General features: G+C 39.2%; 17 protein-coding genes and 1 other annotated feature. Of the genes, 2 read left to right on the forward strand and 15 right to left on the reverse strand.

The window, feature by feature from the left end; all coding sequences use genetic code 11:
- Positions 1 to 163: 163 nt before the first annotated feature.
- The 6 genes from LBYS11_RS15515 to LBYS11_RS15540 all read right to left on the reverse strand — a co-directional run bounded on the left by LBYS11_RS15515 (position 164) and on the right by LBYS11_RS15540 (position 6699).
- On the reverse strand, positions 164 to 379 hold the full coding sequence (locus LBYS11_RS15515) for a DUF2642 domain-containing protein (protein WP_004226745.1): 216 nt from the start codon (positions 377 to 379) through the stop codon (positions 164 to 166).
- Positions 380 to 450: 71 nt separating this feature from the next.
- Positions 451 to 891, reverse strand: a complete 441-nt coding sequence (dtd, locus tag LBYS11_RS15520) for a D-aminoacyl-tRNA deacylase (protein WP_048392115.1) — start codon at positions 889 to 891, stop codon at positions 451 to 453.
- Positions 892 to 923: 32 nt separating this feature from the next.
- Positions 924 to 3119, reverse strand: a complete 2196-nt coding sequence (locus tag LBYS11_RS15525; protein ID WP_048392114.1) for a RelA/SpoT family protein — start codon at positions 3117 to 3119, stop codon at positions 924 to 926.
- Positions 3120 to 3324: 205 nt separating this feature from the next.
- On the reverse strand, positions 3325 to 4239 hold the full coding sequence (locus LBYS11_RS15530) for a pseudouridine-5'-phosphate glycosidase (protein WP_048392113.1): 915 nt from the start codon (positions 4237 to 4239) through the stop codon (positions 3325 to 3327).
- A 4-nt stretch (positions 4240 to 4243) separates the two neighbouring features.
- Positions 4244 to 5335, reverse strand: coding sequence for a carbohydrate kinase (locus LBYS11_RS15535; RefSeq protein ID WP_009373750.1), 1092 nt, complete (start codon positions 5333 to 5335; stop codon positions 4244 to 4246).
- A 113-nt stretch (positions 5336 to 5448) separates the two neighbouring features.
- Positions 5449 to 6699, reverse strand: coding sequence for an MFS transporter (locus tag LBYS11_RS15540; protein ID WP_103118486.1), 1251 nt, complete (start codon positions 6697 to 6699; stop codon positions 5449 to 5451).
- Positions 6700 to 6883: 184 nt separating this feature from the next.
- Here LBYS11_RS15540 and LBYS11_RS15545 point away from each other — a divergent pair, with 184 nt between their 5' ends.
- Positions 6884 to 7342 (forward strand): MarR family winged helix-turn-helix transcriptional regulator, encoded by a 459-nt coding sequence (locus LBYS11_RS15545; protein WP_009373748.1) that lies wholly within the window; start codon positions 6884 to 6886, stop codon positions 7340 to 7342.
- A gap of 39 nt (positions 7343 to 7381) precedes the next feature.
- Here LBYS11_RS15545 and LBYS11_RS15550 read toward each other — a convergent pair whose 3' ends face one another.
- The 8 genes from LBYS11_RS15550 to LBYS11_RS15585 all read right to left on the reverse strand — a co-directional run bounded on the left by LBYS11_RS15550 (position 7382) and on the right by LBYS11_RS15585 (position 16147).
- Positions 7382 to 7894 carry an adenine phosphoribosyltransferase gene (locus tag LBYS11_RS15550; RefSeq protein ID WP_004226730.1) on the reverse strand — a complete coding sequence of 171 codons (513 nt, stop codon included), beginning with the start codon at positions 7892 to 7894 and terminating at the stop codon, positions 7382 to 7384.
- 23 nt (positions 7895 to 7917) lie between these two features.
- Positions 7918 to 10248: a single-stranded-DNA-specific exonuclease RecJ gene (gene recJ / locus LBYS11_RS15555; RefSeq protein WP_103118487.1), complete on the reverse strand. Its 2331-nt coding sequence runs from the start codon at positions 10246 to 10248 to the stop codon at positions 7918 to 7920.
- A gap of 141 nt (positions 10249 to 10389) precedes the next feature.
- Complete coding sequence (gene trpA, locus LBYS11_RS15560; protein ID WP_103118488.1) at positions 10390 to 11181, reverse strand: tryptophan synthase subunit alpha; 792 nt, start codon at positions 11179 to 11181, stop codon at positions 10390 to 10392.
- A complete protein-coding gene (trpB, locus tag LBYS11_RS15565) occupies positions 11178 to 12389 on the reverse strand; it encodes a tryptophan synthase subunit beta (protein WP_103118489.1) in 1212 nt (403 codons plus the stop codon). The genes trpA and trpB overlap by 4 nt, the downstream gene beginning before the upstream one ends.
- Positions 12389 to 13003 carry a phosphoribosylanthranilate isomerase gene (locus LBYS11_RS15570; RefSeq protein ID WP_054550039.1) on the reverse strand — a complete coding sequence of 205 codons (615 nt, stop codon included), beginning with the start codon at positions 13001 to 13003 and terminating at the stop codon, positions 12389 to 12391. The genes trpB and LBYS11_RS15570 overlap by 1 nt, the downstream gene beginning before the upstream one ends.
- Positions 13000 to 13791 carry an indole-3-glycerol phosphate synthase TrpC gene (gene trpC, locus LBYS11_RS15575; protein WP_103118490.1) on the reverse strand — a complete coding sequence of 264 codons (792 nt, stop codon included), beginning with the start codon at positions 13789 to 13791 and terminating at the stop codon, positions 13000 to 13002. Before trpC ends, LBYS11_RS15570 begins: the two co-directional genes overlap by 4 nt.
- Positions 13791 to 14819: an anthranilate phosphoribosyltransferase gene (gene trpD / locus LBYS11_RS15580; RefSeq protein ID WP_103118491.1), complete on the reverse strand. Its 1029-nt coding sequence runs from the start codon at positions 14817 to 14819 to the stop codon at positions 13791 to 13793. The genes trpC and trpD overlap by 1 nt, the downstream gene beginning before the upstream one ends.
- Positions 14819 to 16147, reverse strand: a complete 1329-nt coding sequence (locus tag LBYS11_RS15585) for a chorismate-binding protein (protein ID WP_103118492.1) — start codon at positions 16145 to 16147, stop codon at positions 14819 to 14821. The genes trpD and LBYS11_RS15585 overlap by 1 nt, the downstream gene beginning before the upstream one ends.
- Before the next feature lie 98 nt (positions 16148 to 16245).
- Positions 16246 to 16487 (reverse strand) — a binding site (T-box leader).
- A gap of 320 nt (positions 16488 to 16807) precedes the next feature.
- Between LBYS11_RS15585 and LBYS11_RS15590 the strand changes: the two genes are divergently transcribed.
- Positions 16808 to 18496, forward strand: a complete 1689-nt coding sequence (locus LBYS11_RS15590) for a methyl-accepting chemotaxis protein (RefSeq protein WP_103118493.1) — start codon at positions 16808 to 16810, stop codon at positions 18494 to 18496.
- Between the two features lie 105 nt (positions 18497 to 18601).
- On the opposite strand, the gene secDF is transcribed toward LBYS11_RS15590, so the two are convergent.
- Entirely contained in the window at positions 18602 to 20869 is a 2268-nt protein-coding gene (secDF, locus tag LBYS11_RS15595) for a protein translocase subunit SecDF (protein WP_103118494.1), read from the reverse strand.
- Positions 20870 to 21174: the final 305 nt, after the last annotated feature.

The following is a 21174-nucleotide window of genomic DNA, read 5'->3' on the forward strand; positions in this document are numbered from 1 at the left end:
CATATCGTTTATATTTTTTTAAAAAAATAATATTCAAAGAGTAGAAACTGTTTTAATAGTTTTTATCTCTTCGAAATAAATTTGCTATTTAGGTATTTTTATTTGCCCTAAACAAATAAAAAAACCTTCTATCATTTATTATGATTTGAAGGTTCATATTTTCTCATTTTTTTGTAGTTTCCAATGTAACCCATACAATTTCCTCCATCCGAATGAAGAAAGGCGTACGATTTATCTCAAGAACCATATGGTCAGGTAGTATGGATAATAAAATACCTTGTTGAATATTTTTTTCTGTTTGCACAACTACTGCCTGACCAATCATCATGTTAAGAGTTTCGTATAAATATGGATTTGTTATACTTCTCGTCTGCGTCATGTTTAAGACACTCCTTCCTATAAAACTAACCATACTCTTTAGTATATGAAGGAATTATAGGAAATGTTCCATTATTTTGACTCTAGAAGAATTGTGACTGGACCATCATTAATTAGTGCTACATCCATCATGGCACCAAAAATACCTGTTTCCACATGTAAGCCCTGCTCGCGTAAAGCTTGATTAAAAGCCTCCCACAGTGGCTCAGCTGCTTCTGGTCTAGCTGCATTGATAAAACTTGGACGATTCCCTTTTTTTGCATCCCCATACAATGTAAATTGTGAGACGGATAAAATAGCGCCCCCATGCTCTAAGATCGAATGATTCATTTTTCCATCTGCATCTTCCCAGAGACGTAAATTGGCTACTTTTTTTGCTAAATAGGCAACATCCTCTTGTGTGTCTTCATGTGTGATTCCCACTAAAAGAACATAGCCGTGATCAATGGCTCCTGTAACAGTTCCGTCCACTGTTACAGAGGCAGCTTTACTGCGCTGTAATACTACTTTCATGTACTAAACCCCAATTCTATATTGCCTATCAATTAGTTAATGACACGTTGCACCGAATAAATATCAGGTGTTTGTTTAATTCGCTCAACTACTTTATGCAAATGTGAAATATTCGAAATAGAAATTGTTAAATGAATTGTTGCCATTTTATCACGGTCAGCACGACCACTTACTGCTAAAATATTCGTTTTCGTTTCACTAACAATTTGCATGATTTCATTTAAAATGCCAGGTCTATCAAAAGCTGAAACTTCAATATCAACAGGGTATTCCTTTTTCTCAGGAATGACACCATGCTCCCATTCCACTTCAATTAAGCGCTCCTGTTCATCCTCAATTTGAATATTTGGACAGTCCTCACGATGGACAGAAACACCTCTACCCTTCGTAATAAAACCTACAATATCATCACCAGGAACGGGCGTACAGCAGCGAGAAAGTCGAATGAGCATATTATCAATACCCTTTACAATAACACCCGATTCCGTACGTTTTTGTGGAATTGGATTTTTCATTTTTTGTTCAATTTTCTCTAGTGCTTCTTCCTGCTCACGTTCTTTACGACGTTTTTCAGCTAAACGATTTACGACCTGTTGCGCAGTAATACCATTTACACCAACTGCAGCATACAAATCTTCTTCATTCGTATAGTTAAATTTGTCGCATACCCGTTTTAGGTTTTCGGAGGACATCGTTTCCTTTAAATCGAAATCCTGAGCACGGATTTCTTTTTCTATCATTTCTTTACCTTTGACAATATTTTCTTCACGCAGGTGTCGTTTAAAGAATTGCTTTATCTTATTCTTCGCCTGCGAGGATTGAGCTATTTTTAGCCAATCGCGACTCGGACCAAAGGATTGTTTAGAAGTTAAAATTTCAATGATATCGCCCGTTTTTAATGGTGTATCAAGCGGTACCATCTTCCCATTGATTTTCGCTCCAATCGTACGATTTCCCACTTCGGAATGAACACGGTAGGCAAAATCAATAGGAACAGAACCTGCTGGCAATTCAATGACATCACCTTCAGGTGTAAAGACATAAACCATATCAGAAAATAAATCAAATTTTAAGGATTCCATAAATTCTTCTGCGTTGGAAGATTCATTTTGAAATTCTAAAATTTCACGGAACCACGTTAATTTTTGGTCAACATTCTGCTTTTGATGATCAACGTTTTTACCTTCTTTATATGCCCAGTGCGCCGCAATCCCGTACTCTGCAATTTTGTGCATTTCCTTTGTACGAATCTGTACCTCCAACGGATCACCATAAGGTCCAATAACAGTCGTGTGTAGGGACTGGTACAGGTTTTGTTTTGGCATAGCAATATAGTCTTTAAAGCGTCCTGGCATTGGTTTCCAAAGTGTATGCACAATCCCTAATACGGCATAGCAATCTTTAATACTATCGACAAGAACACGAATGGCTAATAAATCATAAATTTCATTAAACTGTTTCTTTTGTAACACCATTTTTCGATAGATACTGTAAATATGTTTTGGTCGACCATAGACATCTGCGTCAATTTCAACCTCATTCAGTTGTGATTTCATCTCAGCCATCACATTTTCTAAATAAGCTTCACGTTCATCACGTTTTTTCTTCATCAGACTGACAATACGATAATATTGTTGTGGGTTTAAATAGCGCAGTGCTGTATCTTCAAGCTCCCATTTTACAGTCGAAATTCCAAGACGATGAGCAAGTGGTGCAAAAATCTCGAGCGTCTCTTTTGAAATGCGTCGTTGCTTTTCAGCAGGTAAATGCTTTAACGTACGCATATTATGAAGACGGTCTGCTAGCTTAATGAGGATGACACGAATATCTTGCGCCATAGCCACAAACATTTTCCGATGATTTTCTGCCTGCTGCGCCTCTTTTGATAAATATTTAATTTTCCCTAGTTTGGTAACACCATCAACAAGCACGGCCACCTCTTCGCCAAATTCACGTACCAAATCATCCCGTGTAAAATCCGTATCTTCGACAACATCATGTAAAAAACCTGCCGCTACAGTTTCTGGGTCCATTTGTAATTCAGCTAGAATACCTGCTACTTGTACTGGGTGAATAATATACGGTTCACCAGAGCTACGGAATTGCTCAATATGGGCATCCCTTGCTAATTCATATGCTTTTTTCACGAATGCGACATTTTCATCATTCATGTAGGATTTGACTAACTCAAAAACGTCCTCAGGAGTCAAAATTTGCTCTTTCGCCATAACATGTCCACCTTGCTCGTCAAATTTTTCAGATTAGATATAAACTTAATTGTATAAAATATTGTGGTCTATTGTAAAGAGACTGTATCATTTAGTTTAGTTAATCTCGTGAACAGTTCGAAAAATGGAAAAAATATTCTTCTTTTTAATAAAAAAGACCCTCTGCGACTTCACGTCACAAAGAGTCCTTGTTTCGACAAATTGATTAATGTAATTGATTGTAAGCTACAGCAATTTTCGCGCCGACTACTGCATTGTTTTTCACTAATGCAATGTTGGCATCAAGACTTTTACCTTCTGTTAATTCTTTAACTTTGCCAAGTAAGAATGGTGTAACATTTTTACCTTGAATGCCATTCTCTTCAGCTTCAACTAAAGCTTTTTCAATAATGTTTGTAATAAATGCATGCTCTAATGCTTCAGACTCAGGAATTGGATTTGCGATGACAGCCCCACCTTTTAAGCCTAATTGCCATTTCGCAGATAGCATTGCTGCAATTTCTTCTGGCGTATCTAATTGGAAGTTTACATCAAATCCACTTTGACGTGTGTAGAATGCTGGTAATTCATTCGTACCATAACCAACCACTGGCACACCTTTTGTTTCAAGATATTCTAATGTAAGACCGATGTCTAAAATAGATTTTGCACCCGCACAGATAACGGCAACATTTGTTTGTGCTAATTCTTCTAAATCAGCAGAGACATCCATTGTTGTTTCCGCACCACGGTGTACACCACCAATACCACCTGTAACAAAGATTTCAATACCTGCAAGCTCTGCACAGATCATTGTCGCTGCAACTGTTGTAGCACCTAATTTTTTCGTTGCTAGTAAGTAGCCTAAGTCACGACGTGAAGCTTTTGCAACACCTTGAGCATTACCGAACATTTCTAGTTCTTCATCTGATAGACCAATTTTAATTTTCCCATCAATTAATGCAATTGTTGCTGGGACTGCACCATTATCGCGAATAATTTGCTCAACTTCACGCGCAGTTTGCACGTTTTGTGGGTATGGCATACCGTGTGAAATAATTGTTGATTCTAACGCAACGATTGGTAGACCTTTTGCTTGTCCTGCTTTTACTTCTTCTGATAATACGATGAATTCTTTCATGTTGTTATTCCTCCATTTCATTTTTCAACAAATCTACTGATAATTCAGGTCTTACTGTATAAGGAGATGCCAATGTATTTTTTGCATTGGTTAATCCAGCATCAATACATGTCTCAAAAGATTGTCCAGTCAGCCAACTGTGAATAACAGCGCTGACAAAGGCATCTCCTGCTCCTGTCACATCTTCAATTTTGTCAATCACTTTAGCGGCAACATGACAAGGGGCAATCGTTGTAGATGCTGCATAAACGCCCTTGCTACCAGCCGTGATAATGACATGCTCCGCACCTAATTGTAGGAGCTGTTGTAAAGCTTTTTCATAATGGGTAGCGTTTTCAATTTTATGTCCAACAATCGTTTCCGCTTCATCTGTGTTACAAATAAACCAAGTTACGCCTTGTAATGTTTCAGGTAGTCGATTCATTTTTGGCGAAGATACTGGCACAATGACAAGTGGAATATCACGAGCAAGGGCTACTTGCTGGATATACGCCACTGTTTCTTTTGGACAGTTTAAATCCAAAATAAAACAGCCCGCGTTTACAAGCATTGTTTCATGTTTTTTCAACAAGCTCGGTAACAGAAGGTCGTAAACTTCCATATTTGCTACAGCTAGTGCTAGCTCACCCTGTTCATCCATGATGGCAGTATAAGAACCTGTGGAAGCCTCTGCAAGCTGCTCTACATAACGTAGATTCATAAAGGATTCCGAAGCCTCTTGGATCACTTGCCAATCAGCATCCTTACCTGCCGTTGTCAGTAACGTCACTTGGTGGTTTAATCTGCCTAAGTTTTCAGCAATATTTCGACCAACGCCACCTACACTAAAGGAAGAACTGGCAGGGTTAGATGTTCCAAATTGAACATTGCCCTTGACATGGAATTTGCGGTCTAAATTAGCTCCACCGATGCAAATAATTTCATTTTCTTCGGGTAATATATAAGCACGACCTACAATTTTTCCTTGCTTCGTTAAACTAGACACTAAATTAGCAAGCACAGGACGCGACAGATTCATTGCATCTGCCATTTCTTGCTGAGACATAAACGGATTCTGGCGAATTAAAGCAAGCACCGCCTGTTCTCTTTCATTCATAGCATCACCTTTTATTATATTTGTTTATATTATAAACTTTTGTTTGCGTTATGTCAAAAGATTCTTTATTAAAAAAGTTGAACCTCATCTTACTGAGGTTCAACTTTTTTTGTTTATGCTTGCTGAGGTGTTTGTTTTTTAACAATGATGACGAATAAACTGGCCATTGCACAAAACATTCCTGCAAGAAAAAAAGCCCATGTATAAGAGTTGAAAAATTTATAAATTAACCCTCCACCATACGCTGCAACCGCCGCTCCTGCTTGATGTGAAGCAAATATCCACCCATAGATAATACTGCTTTTTTGCATACCAAAAATTTGTCGTGTAATACTGATGGTTGGTGGCACTGTAGCAATCCAATCTAGTCCGTAAAAGATCGTGAAAATCGTTAATAAAACAAATGATCCTTGTGCAAGTGCATAAGGGAGCAATAATAGAGATGCGCCTCTTAACAGGTAATACCAAAACAATAACCACCGATTATCGAAGCGATCAGACAACCAGCCTGACGCAGTTGTACCTAATAAATTAAAAATGCCCATAAAAGAAAGGAATGATGCGGCAGTGACTAAAGGAACGCCAAAGCTAATACAATAAGAAACAAAATGAGTACCAATTAATCCGCTTGTCGATAGCCCACAAATAAAAAAGCTACCTGCTAAGAGCCAAAATGCTTTAACCTTAATCGCCTCAAATAAACCTTTAAAAGCCATAGCTATTGGATTCTTCTTTTGCTGTATTTGTTGTTCCTCTATAGCCTCCTCTTGTCCATAAGGAGTTAACCCCATATCCTGAGGTCTATTTTTTATAAAAAGCGCAATCATGAAAAACATTATGATACTAAGGAGTAGCATTAATGTGATAGCCCATCGCCAAGAATAGTGTTCAATAATGATAGCTAGAACTGGTAATAAAATTAACTGGCCCGTGGCTGTACTTGCCGTTAAAATACCAACCGCTAATCCTCTGCGTTTTACAAACCAATGATTCGCAACATATGGGCTAAGGACAGTTAAAAAAAGACTTGCTCCAAGACCAATAATGCCCCCCCAAATAACGATTAGCTGCCAGGATTCACTCATCAAAAATGTTAAAGTCATTCCTAATACTAAAGTTGCCATAGCACCTAGCATCATTTTCTTTAGGCCAATGACTTCAAGTAATGCAGCCATAAATGGTCCAGATATGCCATATAAAAACAAACTTACAGCAAAGGCTAAAGCAATGGTTGAACGATCCCAGTGAAATTCTTTTTCAAGAGGGTCGATAAACACGCCAGATGATGACATTGTAATTCCTGCGACAATTATCGAGAAAAATGCGACGATTAAAATAAACCAACTATAATGAACACGCTTCACCTCAACACCTTCTTTTCTTTGATAGACTACAAAACATGTATATACATGTTTAAGTCTGCATATTTCATTTATATGTATATACATGTATAATCATAGTAATCGTTCATAAAGCTGTCAAGAAGGAATTTCTAGTTATTGGGTGTATACTTATAATTAGTAGAATCCCCTTAAAGGAGTACTGTCGATGAAGAATCAACTTAAAAATATTGATTATACACAAATTTGTGTTTGTGCTAACCTTAGAAAAAAAACAAGGGTTGTCACACAATTATATGATAAGCTGCTACAGCCTACAGGTTTAAAAGTTACACAATATTCAATGCTTGCACATATCGACCTTCAACAAGCTGTCTCAATCAGCCGTTTAGGTGAAATTTTACAACTGGATCAAACCACTATAACACGTAATATTAATCTATTAAAGCAACATGGCTATGTTGAGTTAAAGCGAGATACCAATGATGCTCGTACCAAAAAAATAACGCTCACTGAAAAAGGTTTAGAAAAGCTGCATGAAGCAGCACCTATTTGGCAAGGCATTCAAGATAGAATTATCGAGGATATTGGAACCGAAAAATACGCAGATTTCTACGATACCTTGCGAACAATGCAAAAAATTATTCAAGCCTATGACGAAGTATAAAAAAAGCGCCCACAGTATAGGGCGCTTTTTGCCATGCTCTTAATATTGAATAAGTGTTTTAATATTTAAATCGCCAAGCTTTTCGCGACCATTTAATTCTAGAAGTTCAATCAGGAATGCACAGCCTACTACCTGACCACCTAATTGTTCTACTAAACGAACCGTTGCTTCAACTGTACCACCAGTCGCTAGTAAATCATCACAGATTAAAACTTTTTGACCAGGCTTAATTGCATCATGATGCATTGTTAACGTATCTTTACCATATTCAAGACCGTAGTCTGCACTAATTACCTCACGTGGTAATTTACCAGGTTTACGAACAGGGGCAAAGCCAATTTCAAGTGCATAGGCAACTGGACAACCGATAATAAAACCACGTGCCTCAGGGCCAACAATAATTTCAGCGCCCACTTCTTTTGCATATTCTACGATTTGGTCTGTTGCATATTTGTATGCAGGACCATTATCCATAATTGTTGTAATATCTCTGAAGGTAATGCCCTCTTTCGGCCAATTTTCAACCGTTGTAACGTATTGCTTTAAATCCATGTTATTGCTCCTCCTACGAAACGTTATTCGTCCGCTGATGTTAAACGTTCATCAAACCATTGTTTTAATTCTATATAAGGAGCATAGACAAGCTTTTGCTCCATTTCAATCTGTTCTGAACGTTGTTTGTAAGACGGTGCCTCTGTTAGTGCTTGTTTTGGAGCATTCACGTTGACAGTCGTCAGTCCACTCTCCATTTTAACAAAATCAAGCTCAAAAAACACCTGTGTCATAAATTTTAATGTATCTAATGGCCACCCCGTATGCTTCGCTAAATCTGCGATATGCATATCAAGCGGAAAGGCTGGTCGATTTTTCAAGAACTTATAATACCAAGCAAATTGCTCACGAGTAGGTAGACCACTGAAGTATTGCGAGTCAGGCATATAAAAATGAGCATAAATACGTGAAGGGGCTGTCTTCTGTAAAACGTCCTCTAGCTTTTGAACATTGTGTGGCAAGTCTAAGAGCACGATGTAATCACTTTGTTCAATATTTGAAAGGGCTGGGTCAACCAGTGTAATAGGTGCACCGATTAATGATTGATAATAGGTCATCGTTTCTGGACGAAAGGCGATAAACCGGGCCACGTCCTTCGGTACCGTATTCAGCCATCGAGCTGTTTGACGGATACCACGAATATCAAATAACTGCCATTCTGTAGTTTGGACATCCTCGATCATAAATTGGGCTTTTTTACGTCCCTGCCATTCGTTAATTTGCAAATCGCCTATAAAGGAAACTTTGATGCCATACGTTAATTCATCATGTAAATGCCCTTTGTTAAAACCAACACTATCCAATTTATCATAGCCGTTTGTTATTTCCATTTTAATATGATTCTCGCCCGCTCCAATTTTACGCATGGAGGCGATTTCTACATCCTCTAGCACATACACAGGCTTAGGGAAATCTGTGCCAAATGGTCCTAGTGTTGAAATTTCCTCAATAGCATCCGCTGAAATTTCGTCTATGCTGAGCGGTATATCAATATGCACTACAGGTGTTAATTGCTCCTCTGTTAAACAGGCTCTTGCCTGAGCATCTAAGCGAGTACGTAGTTCATCCACATGCTCTAATGATAGGGTCATACCTGCAGCCATAGGATGTCCACCAAAATGCGGTAAAATATCTCGATTTTTAGCTAGTTCATTATATAGATGAAAACCTTCAATACTTCGAGCAGAACCTTTTGCTATGCCCTTTTCGGGATCGAGTGACAGCACAATCGTTGGACGGTAATACAGTTCAACAAGACGTGAGGCTACAATTCCTACAACACCTGCGTTCCAGCCCTCGCCAGCAACAACAAGAACTAAGGAATTGCCGATTTTTTCATCTGCTTCAATCAGTGCGATGGCTTCATCTGTAATACTTTTCACAATATCTTTACGCTCGGTATTGCAGGCATTTAGCTTTTTTGCCAATGCGGTTGCTTTAGCATTATCCTCCGCCATTAATAATTCGACACCAGGAGCTGCTTCACCTAGACGACCAACAGCATTCAATCGTGGACCAAAATAAAAGCCAATCGTTTCTTCTGTAATTTTCGTCTGCTCTGTACTGGCTATGTCACACATCGCTTGTACCCATGGACTAAGGGAACGACGCATTTCTTGTATGCCCCTCTTCACGAGATAGCGATTTTCATCCACCAACGGAACCAAATCTGCTACAGTGCCAATCGCCACAAATTCTATTAGATGGCTTGGTAGTTCACCATAAAGAGCATGTGCCAGCTTAAAGGCTACCCCTACTCCTGCTAGCTCGCCAAATGGATATTGCCCTTCTGGTATTCGGGGATGAAGAATAATATCTGCTGGTGGTAGCTCCTCACCTGGCTCATGGTGATCTGTCACAATGACATCCATACCAAGCTCCTTTGCTACTCGAATAGGCTCAATACCAGATATACCATTATCCACTGTAATGATTAACTGTACACCATCTTCATAGGCCTCCCGAAATAGGGCTTCATGCGGACCATAGCCATGGATAAAACGATTCGGAATTTTAAAGGAGACGTCTGCTCCAAGATCTAGTAAAACATGTAACATAACGGTTGTGCTTGTCACACCATCCGCATCATAATCACCATACACTAAAATTTTCTCACCATTTTCTAGTGCTTGTTCAATTCGTGCTACCGCTTCAGCCATACCATGCATAAGAAATGGGTCATGGATATTTGCCTCAGTCATATTTAATAAGCTTTCTGCCTCAGCCGTTGTTTCGCAGCCTCGTGCTGCTAAAATTTTTGCTGCAATTGCAGAAAGTTGTAAGTCATTTTGTAATGCTTGTACAAGTGTTGCGTCAGGACGCTCCACCTGCCATCTTTTTTTCGATAGAATCATCTGCTCACTTCCTTACGAAAGCTATTATACCGAATTTCTATAGGTTGCGCACTATCCGTTAGATTGATAGTTTTATCCATCGATTTTTAATTTCTATTCGTCACTTTTCCATTTCTTTCATCATCAAAAAAGCCTACTCTTCTAAAGAGTAGACTTTTCTAACATACCTTTCGAGGCGGCTACTAATGCTTCCACCGTTGCCAAATCTCCTTGATGCAATGCCGTCACAATGGCACTACCGACAATTACACCATCTCCCAAAGCCCCCATCTTTTTCACTTGCTCTGGTGTTGAAATACCAAAGCCTGCAAGCACAGGGATTGGACTTGCTTGACGTAAGCTTGCAAAATGCTGTTCTAAATTATCAGCAAAACGCGATCTTGCTCCTGTGATCCCATTAACGGTCACTGCATAAACAAAACCCTGACTAGCTGCTGCGATGCGTGCTATACGCTCTGGAGGGCTTGTCAATGAGATAAGCTGTACCACATCAATGCCATATGGATTTAATGCATCACGTAACAACTCGCTCTCTTCCAAAGGGACATCTGGTACAATTAATCCCTTAACTCCTCCAGCTACACAGGCTTGCGCAAAAGACTTTAAGCCATATGCTAATACTGGATTGAAATAAGTCATGACTACGAGAGGCACTGTTATTTCATCTCTAAATGACGCGAGTGTTTGCAACACTTTTCTTAATGTCACACCAGCTTTGAGTGCACGTTCTCCTGCTCGTTCGATTGTTGGACCATCGGCAACAGGATCTGTAAAAGGAATCCCTACTTCAATAGCAGTTACCTCTAATTGCTGCAGTTTTAAAATAGTTGGCTTAATGGTCTCTAGCCCTCCGTCACCTGCCATGATATAAGGTATAAAAGCTTTATGACCTTCAGCTTTTGCCTGATCGATCGCTTGCTGTAAAGTTGTCATTTTACATCCCCTCCTAGTGCTGCTCGAACTGTGTGAACATCTTTATCTCCTCGACCAGATAAGCACACAACAATGATCTGATCTTTTGACATGGTCTTTGCAAGTTTTGCCGTATAAGCAATGGCATGAGAACTTTCAAGTGCAGGCAGTATCCCTTCTGTTCGGCTTAATAATTGTAGTGCCTCCAGTGCTTCAGCATCTGTGATGGAGTCAAATTGAGCTCGACCAATATCATGTAAATAACAATGCTCTGGTCCTTTCCCTGGATAATCTAACCCAGCTGAAATAGAATGTGCTTCTTGGACAAAGCCGTTTTCATCCTGTAATAAATACATATAGGCGCCATGTAATACACCTAATTGTCCACCTGCGATGGCAGCAGCATGCTTCCCAGTTTCAAGACCACTTCCTGCTGCTTCAACACCGTATAAGGCAACTGATTCATCATCAACGAATGGGTGAAACATACCGATTGCGTTACTGCCACCTCCAATACAGGCAACAACTGCATCAGGTAAACGCCCCTCTTTTTGCACGATTTGCCTTCTTGTTTCTACTCCAATGACACGCTGAAAGTCCCGAACAATTTTTGGGAATGGGTGAGGACCTAAGGCAGAGCCTAAAATATAGTGGGTATCCTCAACATTTGTCACCCAGTAACGTAGGGCAGCGTTCACAGCATCCTTTAATGTTTTAGAACCACTTTCCACCGATTGAACCTTTGTGCCAAGCAACTCCATACGAAAGACATTTAACTGCTGACGTTTTATATCTTCTGCTCCCATAAATACAACACATTCTAGATTTAATAATGCACATGCAGTAGCTGTTGCCACACCATGCTGCCCAGCTCCTGTTTCAGCAACGATTTTCTTTTTACCCATGCGTTTGGCTAGAAGTGCTTGCCCAATCGCATTATTAATTTTATGTGCACCTGTATGGTTTAAATCTTCACGCTTTAAATAAATCTTTGCTCCATCTAGCGCCTTCGTTAAATTTTCTGCGTAATAGAGCGGTGTTTCGCGGCCAACATAGTCTTCTAAATAATAGGACAGCTCCTCTGTAAATGCAGGGTCTAGTAATGCTTGCTCATAAGCAGCTTCTAATTCAAGCAAGGCTGTCATTAATGTTTCGGGCACAAACCGACCACCAAATTGTCCAAAACGCCCTTCTTTTGTCGGTACACTATTTGCTATTGATATTCCCATCATCTGCTCCCCCTCTTTACTGCCTGTAAAAAAGCTTGTATTTTGGTAGAATCCTTGCTTCCATCTGTTTCTACACCACTTGAAACATCCACCATAAAAGGCCCTACATCCGTAATAGCCGCTTCAATATTGTCTACATTGAGACCACCCGCTAATAGTAATTTTTCTTTGGGAATCCCTACTTGCTCAAGGAGTGTCCAATCAAAAGTGTGACCACTCCCGCCTTTAAACTCTGTACCAGGCGCGTCAAATAAATAATAATCTACCTGATAGCTAGCAGCCGCTTGAACATCCTCTTTTTCTCGTATCGATAATGCCTTTATGGCGGGATAACCTTGCTCCTGAATAAATGCTGGCGTTTCCTCCCCATGATATTGCACATAATCTAATGGCACTCGCTCTACTGCTTCCTTTAATTCGGCTGACGTTGGATTCACAAAGACACCTATTTTTAAAACGCCTTGTGGTACATGCTTCGCTAACTGTTGGGCTTGCTCAATGGATACACGGCGTTTACTCGGTGCAAAAACAAACCCTATAGCATCTGCACCAGCATGAACAGCTGTTTTGACATGTTCTTGCTCCTGTAGACCACAAATTTTGACCTTTGTCATACCGATGCCCCCTCTTTACTTACTTGCAAATCTCGTAGTGCTTGCCCCGCATCTCCACTCCTCATCAAAGCTTCACCTACCAGGACACCACTAGCCCCCATCGAGGCTACTAGCTTCGCATCGTCCTGCGTCCATATACCGCTCTCACTAATTAATACTCGATTCTCATCAAATGGAAACACATTAGCAATTTCTCTGGTACGCTCTAGGCTTACTTCAAAGGTACGTAAATCACGATTATTAACGCCAATTAACTTTGCATCTACCGCAAGAGCGCGTTCAAGCTCTTCACAATCGTGTACTTCCACTAAAACCTCTAGGCCTAAGCCCGTTGCATAGCTATATAAATCACGTAAGGCATCGTCTGTTAAGGCTGCCACAATTAATAAAATAATGGATGCACCTGCCGCCTTGGCAAATCGAATCTGCACTCGATCAATCATAAAATCCTTACAAAGAAGTGGTGTATCTACTGCACCAGCAACTGCTGCTAAATCTTCAAAGGAGCCTTTAAAAAATTCCTTGTCTGTTAAGACCGAAATAGCTGCTGCTCCTGCTAGTGCATAGACTTTTGCTTGAGCAACTGGGTCTGCTCCGCCAGCTATTAACCCTTTTGAAGGGGAAGCACGCTTCATTTCCGCGATGACTTGCAGTGTATGAGCTTGACACAATGATTCAATGAACGAGCGACGTGGCGTTTCTGTAAAGTTTGCTAAAGGATCTGGCTGCTCTAATAAAGCACCTACCTCAATCTTTTTTTGCAGTAATATTTTATTGAGTATATTCATTACCCTACCTCCACTTCTTTAATTTGCATGCTATATGTTACAACCGCCTCTAATTTTTGTTGTGCTCTCCCGCTAAAAATACTTTCCTTTGCCATAGCTACACCCTCTTTGATGGTTTCCGCTTGACCATAGCCAAATAAGCCGATGCCAGCATTTAATAGTACTGTATCTAAATAAGGACTCCGTTCCCCAGCCAATATTTTTTGCATAATCACCGCATTTTCATCTGCATTGCCACCACGGATGGCCTCTAAAGGGGCCATTTGAAGACCGACATCTTCTGCATTTAGGGAAAAGGGAATTAAATCTCCTTTATCTACTAAAACCAATGTATTTTGACCTGCTAATGAAGCCTCGTCTAAGCCTTGTGGTCCTGAGACGACAATGGCCCGCTCACGTCCAAGCATTTGTAAGACTGAGGCATATTCCATGACAAAATTCGGTCGATTAATGCCTGTAAATTGTGTGGATAATGGGACCGGATTTGTTAAAGGACCAACAAGATTAAAGATTGTCGGTTTTCCTAATGAACGGCGAACTTCACCAATTCTCTTTAATTTCGGATGAACATTCGGTGCATAAATAAAAGCGATTCCCTCTCGCTCTAGCAAATGGGCTGTTTGTGGGATGGAAATAGCTGTATGAATACCTAGTGCCTCTAGCACATCTGAGCTACCAGAGGAGGAAGAGATTTTACGGTTCCCATGCTTGGCAATTTTGACACCTGCCCCAGCTAACACGAAAGCAGAAGCTGTACTGATATTAAAAGTATGAAGACCATCTCCACCTGTACCGCAATTATCCATATAGCTACCTTCTTTTACGGCTATATCAAGAGCAAAAGATCGCATAATAGTTGCTAATGCGGCTACTTCATGTGCAGTTTCTCCCTTCGCAGCTAAAGCTGTTAAAAAGCTTGCTATTTCTTCTTTAGGAGTATCATCCTGAAATAACCATTGCGCTGCCTGTAGCATTTCTTCGTACATGAGATGTGTTCCCTGCAGTACTTTCCCTTGTAATCTTTCCATTAGTTTTGCCCCCCATTGTTCACCAGTAACTGTAAAAATGCCTGTTCTTCCTCTTGCACTTGATGTAAAACGTTTTGCACATTTGTATATTTGGTAACAGTTATTGTTGCTTGCAAATGCATGGTATCCTGTTTAACTACAATAGATTGACCTGTTAAGGCAAAATCCAAATGACCATTAAATCCAATAAAGCCGAGAGCACCAAAATAACCAGCTGCATACGGATGCTCCGTTGCTGAAAGTGGGGATATGGTTGCTGCTAAAACATCCAGGGCATGAAGCATTGGTAAAAGCTTTCCTTCCACCCTAGTCGTCATGTGCAGTGCCTTTTTGGACCGCTGGATACGCATAGCCTCCATGACCTGAACAGAATCTCGGAAACAAACCGACTGTAATTCTTGCTGAATAGCCCTAACAAGAAGTGCATGTGATTGCCTAATGCTTTCATGGTTGTATAATTTGCGTTCATTTTCTAGTTCTTCAATTTTTGTTTCCCCTCGCGGATATGTTCCCTCTGTAGGAGTCGCAATAACGCTTTCACCTTTTACTCGGATTAGACTTTCAGGAGAAGTACCTAACACAACATGATCCTGAAATTCTATATAATACATATAGGCTGCAGGCTTTTTTTTACGTAGCTGTCGATACAAAGCCAACGTATCACCTTGAAAGTTGGCTACATGGCGGTTCGGCAAAACTACCCTTGTTATGTCATCATGTAAGTTGGCTTGCATTGTCTGTAAAACCGTTGCAAATGATTCATTTGTTGTAGCATCAAGCGGTTGATAACGATAAGATGCTTCGTCACTGATATGCCCGTTTACTATTTGTTGAGCCAATTCTTCCAAATCAGGTTCCTGCTTTTCTGCATCTATATTTGTATGAATCAATGTCACTTCATCTGTTTGATGATCGAAGACAATAATCGTTTCATAGACATGAAAATAAGCATCAGGCAGTTCTATTTTTTTATCTACGAACATCGTTGTACCGCCAAAGCCTATATATCCAACGGCACCACCTGAAAATGGAAATTGCGTCGTATTGGAAATACGTGGCATGAGGCGTTTAAGAAGAACAAAAAGTTCCCCTTGATGCACGTATGTTTTTCCTGTTTTATAGGAAACCTCTTGGATTTCTTGGCCCACACCTTTATATGTTTTTCGTGGATTAGCACCAATGAAGGAAAATCTTCCAGCTCCTTCGTGTTGGGCAGAACTTTCCAATAAAAATTTATGTTTTCCCTGTAAACGCCTAAAAATCAAAATAGGTGTTAAAGAATCGCCATTGATCGTTTTCATTTTTGTTCTTGAACTCGTTATTTGCATAGCTATTTGCTCCTTTTTCAAAGATTCCTTTAGCTAATGTCTAGACGAATGCTGAATGAAAATAAAAAAGCCCTCTGCAAAAAGGATTATTCCTAATTGCAGAGGACGATTATGACCGCGTTGCCACCTCATATTAGAGCATATGCTCTCACTTTTGTGCTTTACATCATGGCTATGGTAAACCATACCTTGAAAGCACCCCTATAACGTGGGGAATCACGTTCGCTTTTTTATAAGCGACTCTCATAAGTCCATTCACATAAGCTGTAAATCAGTTTACACCAGCCACTGACTCTCTTTATTACACACTTAGGCTACTACTCTTATTCAACAATTTCTCAGCTATTCTCATCTAAACTCAGCTCATCTGTTCTGTGGCTGACCTCGCTCCCGAGATCTTCTACCTTGACCGAACAAAAAGTTAGCCTTAATTCTATGCCAATCCAATACTATTGTCAATCAATTCTGACGAAAAAAGTTGAAATACCTATTTTATCAGAGGAATCAAAAGTAGGTATATTATCCTTCTATAAAAACTTATTGGAGAATAAGATTTCCTACGATTGAAAATTCCTTGACTATTGACCATGTAAATATATCAAGTTATAGTAATTTCAGAACATCAATTTTTTCCATATAATAAAAGAAAGTAGGAAGTTTATGTCCGTTCGCAAAAAATTAAATATAGGATTCATTTCCTTAACATGTTTACTTTTTATCTCAAGCATCGTATCATTTATTCAATTTAAAACAACACAGAATGATTTAGAAGAAGTATTGAAGCATCGGATGGTGCAAATCCAATTAACAGATAAAATCCAACAACAACTTGCTTCTCAAGGTTTATTTTTACGTTCCTATATTTTAAATAAGAAGGACGATACAGCTAAGGCCAATTTAGAGCGCTATGAAAAGTTGTTACCTGAAACAGTTCATGAACTTTCTACTATTGTTCGATCAGATTATACAAAAAATATTATGCAGCAAATCACGGAATTGCAAAAAGAGTTACTATCAAATTCACAGAAAGCTTTACAAGCGTTTAATAGTGGCAACACGGATCTAGCACTCTCTATCATCAATAATGATGTTACAAAATACAATAAGGACATTTTTAAGTTAACAACTGAATTATTAGCTTATCACGATGAACAGCTTCAAAATGTTGATCAATCTGTTAATCAAACCGTTTCACGCGCTATTATCATTGCTATTAGCCTTCTCCTTGCAAGTATTATTATTGGTTTATATTTTATGCATATGGTCAAAGCCTCCATTGTCCTGCCCCTACGCAAGGTTATTGGAGCAGCAGATACATTAGCACAAGGTGATTTAACAATTGCTGAGCTTGACCATCAATCAAAAGATGAGATCGGTACACTTGCCAATGCAGTCAATACATTAAAACAAAATCTAGCTGGTTTAATGACTAACATTCAAGATAGTGCATCCCATTTATCGGCTGTTTCAGAAGAGCTTTCTGCTAGCACTGAAGAAGTAACTGCAACTTCCGATAATATTGCTCAACGAATTCAAAATAATGTAACACATATCACTTCTTCTGCTAGTGCCTCTCAGCAAAGTGCTGTGGCAATGGATGAAACTGCATCAGGTGTCCAACGCATTGCAGAGGCGACTCAAAGTCTTCATCACAATGCAGAAAATCTGACTCAGCTTGCCCATACAGGTGGTGCAACGATTGCAACAGCAAAAGAACAGATGAATATGATCGCATTAGCAACTTCTGATATTGCAACATTAACGCAAAAACTAAATAAGCAATCAGAAGAAATTGGGCAAATTACAACAGTGATTACAGCAATTTCAGAACAAACAAATTTACTGGCACTAAATGCAGCTATTGAAGCAGCAAGAGCAGGAGAACATGGGAAAGGTTTTGCAGTCGTTGCGGATGAGGTACGAAAACTTGCTGAGGAATCGAATCAATCTGCCAATCAAATCGTTGCTATTACAAAAGAAATTCTAACAGATACGCAAAATGTAGCAGCATCAGTAGACAATGGTTTAGCTTCTGTAAAGGACGGCGTAGCCAAAATTCATGAGGCTGGAGATGCTTTCTACTCCATCACCTCTGCTGTTGCTGCATTCACAGAGCAAATTGAAGAGATTTCTGCCACATCTGAAGAAATCTCTGCTAGTGCAGAGCAGGTTGCAGCTTCTGTCACGGAAATTGCCAATGTTTCTAACGAATCAGCAACGAATTCTCATATGATTGCAGAATCTCTTGACGAGCAAGTTGCGACCATGCAGCAGGTAAATACTGTCGCAGAAGAATTAAGTGAAAATGCGCAACAGCTACAAGGCTTAATCCAGCAATTTAAATTGTAAATACAATATGAAAAATCTGCTGCTTTTTATAAAAGGCAGCAGTTTTTTTGCATGAAAAAAGCAGAGAATAGAAAACCATATGTTTTCCATTCTCTGCTCATTATATTATACAGTAGGCTCGTCTGTACCCCATTGTTTCTTCTCTTTTTTACGTAGCTTCCCATCTGATTTTTTCATTTCACGAATTTTTAATGAATACCAGATTTGAGCTGCGATACAGATTGAAGAATACATACCTGTAATCAAACCAATCAATAACGCGATAGAGAAGTTTTGAATAGATGGTGCACCAAAAATTAATAGGGCTACAACAACGATAATTACAGTTAATACTGTATTAACCGAACGACCCATTGTTTGGCGTAGCGATTTATTCACGATATTCGCCAATACTTCACGGTCATTAATGGTATCATAACGATCTAAGTTTTCCCGCATACGGTCAAAGGTAACAATCGTATCATTGATGGAATACCCAACAATTGTTAATACAGCCGCAATAAACGTAATATCTACTTCTAAACGCATGAAGCTAAAGACGGCAACAATTAAGAATACATCATGCAATAATGAAACAATTGCACCAATACCCATGCGCCATTCAAAACGAACTGCTACATAAATGATAATCCCTATTGCTGCAAGAGATAAAGCCTTAATCGCATTTTTTACAAGTTCCTTACCAACTGTAGGCGATACAGTACTTACAGCTGGTTCATGACCATATTTTTCGCCAGCTTCTTTTTTAAATTCTAAAATTTCTGCTTGTGTAAGGTCATCTTTATAGCGAATGACTGCTGTATTACTTTTCTCACCAGAGAGTATGATATCTTCTGATGAAAAATCAATGCTATCTAGATATTTGGACACTTCTTCTTTTGTTAATGTTTGATTCGATTCAATTTGGACACGAGTACCGCTTGAGAAATCGATACCTAGGTTAAGGCGGAAGATGCCAAGAACCACTAAACCAGCCACTAAAATGGCTAATGAGAACGTATAGAATTTCTTACGGTTGTGAACAAAGTCAAATCGATCGAATTTCGTTGATAAATCTAATGTACCAATATTTTCATCTAGACTATGCTGTTTAGATTTTGCAATACCAAACCATGCAGGACTGTTGAAATAGCCACTGTTTACAAGTAGTCCTAATAGGACACGTGAGCCCCAAACTGCTGTTAAGAAGCTCAATAAAATACTAATAATTAATGTTGTAGCAAATCCTTTAACAGAGCTTGTTCCCCATTGGAACAATACTGCTGCAGCTAATAAAGTTGTCAACTGCGCATCGACAATGGCTGATAAAGATTGTTTAGAACCAATTTGGAAGGCTTGTTTAGCGGAATAACCCACTCGTAGCTCTTCACGTATACGTTCTGCCGCTAAAATATTGGCATCTACTGCCATCCCTATACCCAGGACAATGGCCGCAATACCTGGGAGTGTTAATACCGCATTAATCCAGTCAAAGACCACTAATACTAGGAATGTAAACACAACCAGTGTAATGATGGAAATAAAGCCTGGTAAACGATAGTAGAATAGCATAAATAAGAAAATAACTACTACGCCGACAATACCAGCAAAAATCGTACTTTTCAGTGCTGCATCACCAAATTGAGCACCAACAGAAGTTGAATAAATTTCATCTAGCTTTACAGGCAATGCCCCAGCATTTAAAATATCTGCTAAATTTTTTGTTTCTTCAACAGAGAAATTACCGCTAATCATAACATCTGTTGTATTTAATGTTTGACTAACTGTTGCTGCAGATGCATAGCGAGGCTTTGCTTTTTGTGATTCCGCTTTATAGGAATCGACACCCTCTTCAAAGTCTAACCATACAACCAGTAAATTTTGACCTGCGGGTTTTGCTGCAATTTTACTTGTTATATCAGCAAATTTTTTCGCATCTTTTAAAGTTAAGGATACAATCGGACGATTTTGTTGGTCAAAAGAGCCTTTAGCACCGTTAGCTTTCAAATCGTCTCCATCTAATAATAAATTATCATCAACATCACGGAATGTTAAATTCGCAGAAGTAGACAATAACTTACGTGCCGATTCCTGATCCTCAACACCAGCTAATTGCACACGAATACGATTTTTGTCCTCAACCTGAATACTCGGTTCACTAACCCCCATCGTATTTACACGTTCACCAAGTGCAGTGGATGTTGCTGTGACAATTTCTGGTGTAATTTTTTGTCCTTCTTTTAATTCATTTACCTCGTAAAGCACTTCAAACCCGCCCTGTAAGTCAAGACCAAGCTTGATGTCCTTTAAGACGCCGGTTACAGTCGTACTAATACCTGCTGCCAATAGCACGATAATCAGTAGGAATGCAACTATACGACTTTTTAGTTTCATCAATAAATCCTCCTCGAATTGGTGTAAGGGCTGTCCTTACACGCCAAACAAGTAACTAGCAATACCTTTTGAAACGTTTAATCCTCCTTTTCATCTAGAATCGTGTTACCTGTGCTTCAAAAAGGTTGCTTTACTTATTTCAATCGTTCATAACGCGCAAGTTTATCTTAGTATTATTAGGTACTAGCCTTCTAAATGTCAATAAAAGCAATGAAGACTTATGTAAGTAAGAACTTATTCAAAATAAAAAAAGCGCAACACACTTATTATGAAACAGGTTGCGCTTGGTGTCAATTCAACACGTA

It is taken from the genome of Lysinibacillus sp. YS11 (assembly GCF_002896375.1).
Lineage (GTDB): Bacteria > Bacillota > Bacilli > Bacillales_A > Planococcaceae > Lysinibacillus > Lysinibacillus capsici.